The 2179-nt window shown below is 66.0% G+C and carries 3 protein-coding genes and 1 pseudogene; 3 read left to right on the top strand and 1 reads right to left on the bottom strand.

Translation table 11 applies throughout. From position 1 onward, the window contains the following. Both ACFWF3_RS33160 and ACFWF3_RS33155 read left to right on the top strand, forming a co-directional pair. Window positions 1–602 (top strand): SDR family oxidoreductase (locus ACFWF3_RS33160; RefSeq protein WP_379317868.1); only part of this gene is annotated, 602 nt, incomplete at its 5' end. A gap of 205 nt (window positions 603–807) precedes the next feature. Next, complete coding sequence (locus ACFWF3_RS33155) at window positions 808–1218, top strand: hypothetical protein (RefSeq protein WP_378995157.1); 411 nt, start codon at window positions 808–810, stop codon at window positions 1216–1218. Between the two features lie 155 nt (window positions 1219–1373). Here the strand turns inward: ACFWF3_RS33155 and ACFWF3_RS33150 are convergent, their stop codons facing one another. Beyond that, a complete protein-coding gene (locus ACFWF3_RS33150) occupies window positions 1374–1508 on the bottom strand; it encodes a hypothetical protein (protein ID WP_379317866.1) in 135 nt (44 codons plus the stop codon). A gap of 112 nt (window positions 1509–1620) precedes the next feature. On the opposite strand from ACFWF3_RS33150, the pseudogene ACFWF3_RS33145 reads away from it, so the two are divergent. Beyond that, window positions 1621–2179, top strand: a pseudogene (locus ACFWF3_RS33145) (aspartate kinase); the annotation flags it as partial.

Raw genomic sequence — 2179 nt, 5'->3', positions numbered from 1 at the left:
CGCTCGGCGCGAACACCCTCGCGGTGGCTGTCGACGTGAGCGTGCGGCAGTCGGTCCTGGATGCCGCAGCGCAGGTGCGTGCCGCGTTCGGCTCTGTGGATCTGGTCGTCGCGAACGCGGGCATCATGCTCGGCGCGCCGTTCGAGCAGGCCGAGATCGACGAATGGGATCAGATGGTGGGGACGAATATCAACGGGTTGCTCTACACCGGAAGAGCCTTCATCGATGACCTACTCGCCGCCGCGGGCGCGGGTCGCCGCGCTGACCTGGTGTTCGTCGGTTCTATCGGCGGCCACGCCGCGTTTGCGAACTATGGCGTCTACTGCGCCACCAAGGCCGCGGTAGCGCACCTGACCCGCACTCTGCGCACCGAACTCGGTCCTCGAGGTGTTCGGGTCAAGAACATCGAACCCGGGTTCGTCGGCACCGAACTCGGTGCCGGAATGCGCGACGACGCCCGTCGCGCCGAGCTCGCCGGATGGCGGGAGGGACTGGAAATCCTGCTCCCCGAGGACATCGCCGACGCGATCGCCTTCGCCGTCTCGGCACCGCGCCGGGTAAACGTCGCCGAACTCATCGTCGTACCCACCGAACAGGGATGATCGAGGGCTGCCGCCGAAACCCTTCGGCGGCAGCAGCGCGCTCTGCCGAGGCACAGCAGCGCACCGTCATCTCGAAAACCAGTCGAAGAACACGGGTGACCGACTGCGCATCGCGTGTGGCGATCCGGTTCATCCGTTTCGGGTGAGGCCCTCGCGGCTGCCATCGGGAAACGTTGGTCGTCGGTCTTCTACGGAAGGATTCATGATGGCTCACTTATCGGAAACCGAGCATCCGGTCCAGCAGGGTTTCGCCGCAGGCACTTCCATCGGCGCCGCGATCCTGCTCCTGGTCGTCGCCGTGTTGTCCGTTCTGCAGGGCATCGCCGCGGTGGCCAAGGACGACCTGTTCGTCGTCGGCATCGACTACGTCTATGAATTCGACACCACGACATGGGGCTGGATCCACATCATCGGCGGGATAATACTCGCGCTGAGCGCGCTGGGGCTGATGGGCGGCGCGACCTGGGCGCGGATTGTGGCGGTCGTCATCGCATCACTGTCGATCATCGCGAATTTCCTGTGGCTGCCCTACTATCCGGCATGGTCGATCCTGATCATCGTGCTCGATGTGGTGGTCATCTGGGCCGTTACGACTTGGAATCCGCGCACGGTCTGATCCGCAGCCCAGGATTGCTGCTCCGAGGATGGCCAACGGTCCGCCACCCCGAGGGCGACCCGAATACGCCAGAAACCTGAAAATGCCCGGTGGCAGTGGTCCGCCGCCGCTGCCACCGGGCGGCGGACCAGTCGGGTACCGAACAGCACCGCGGCTCACACCACGTACGTGATCGCCGCCGCCACCGCGGTGATCCAGTTGTCGTAGAGCGAGACGAGCAGCGCGTCCTTTTCGCCGGCGGCCATGACGGTCCCGGCGCTCACGTGATCGAGGGCTGCCGCCGAAACCATTCGGCGGCAGTCGTTTTCGTTGCCGAATTGGTACGGCCGTGCCCGGATTGCCTGGATACTCGAAGGGGTCACCCGCGGATCGCGTGCGGGGGAGCAGGGGAGAGGACTCGGGATGGCCCTGGTTGTGCAGAAATTCGGCGGTGCGTCGGTAGCCACCGCGGAGCGGATCCGGCGGGTCGCCGAGCGGATCGTGGAGACGAAGAAGCAGGGGCACGATGTGGTGGTGGTCTGCTCGGCAATGGGCGATACCACCGATGAGCTCCTCGAATTGGCGGGCCAGATCGCCTCCGCGCCGGAACCACGCGAGTTGGACATGTTGCTCACCGCCGGTGAGAGGATCTCGAATGCCTTGGTGGCCATGGCGATTCATGCACTCGGCGCGGAAGCACGATCGTTGACGGGCTCGCAGGCCGGCGTGATCACCACCGGCGCCCACGGCCGCGCCAAGATCATCGAAGTCGACCCGGGCCGGGTGCGCCGCGCACTCGACGACGGCGAGGTGGTGCTCGTGGCCGGGTTCCAAGGTGTGAGCCAGGACAGCGACGATGTCACCACGCTGGGCCGTGGCGGCTCCGACACCACCGCGGTCGCACTGGCCGCGGCGTTGAAAGCCGATGTCTGCGAGATCTACACCGACGTCGACGGAGTCTTCACCGCCGACCCGCGCATCG

The sequence above is a fragment of the Nocardia sp. NPDC060220 genome (genome assembly GCF_042727815.1).
Classification (GTDB): Bacteria; Actinomycetota; Actinomycetes; order Mycobacteriales; family Mycobacteriaceae; genus Nocardia.
Note: the sequence above shows the minus strand (reverse complement) of the source record. Positions and strands in the feature narration are given on the sequence as shown.

Coding starts and splice junctions, on each gene's coding strand:
- ACFWF3_RS33155 (WP_378995157.1), top strand. CDS start 808: ATGGCTCACTTATCGGAAACCGAGCATCCGGTCCAGCAGGGTTTCGCC.
- ACFWF3_RS33150 (WP_379317866.1), bottom strand. CDS start 1,508: ATGGTTTCGGCGGCAGCCCTCGATCACGTGAGCGCCGGGACCGTCATG.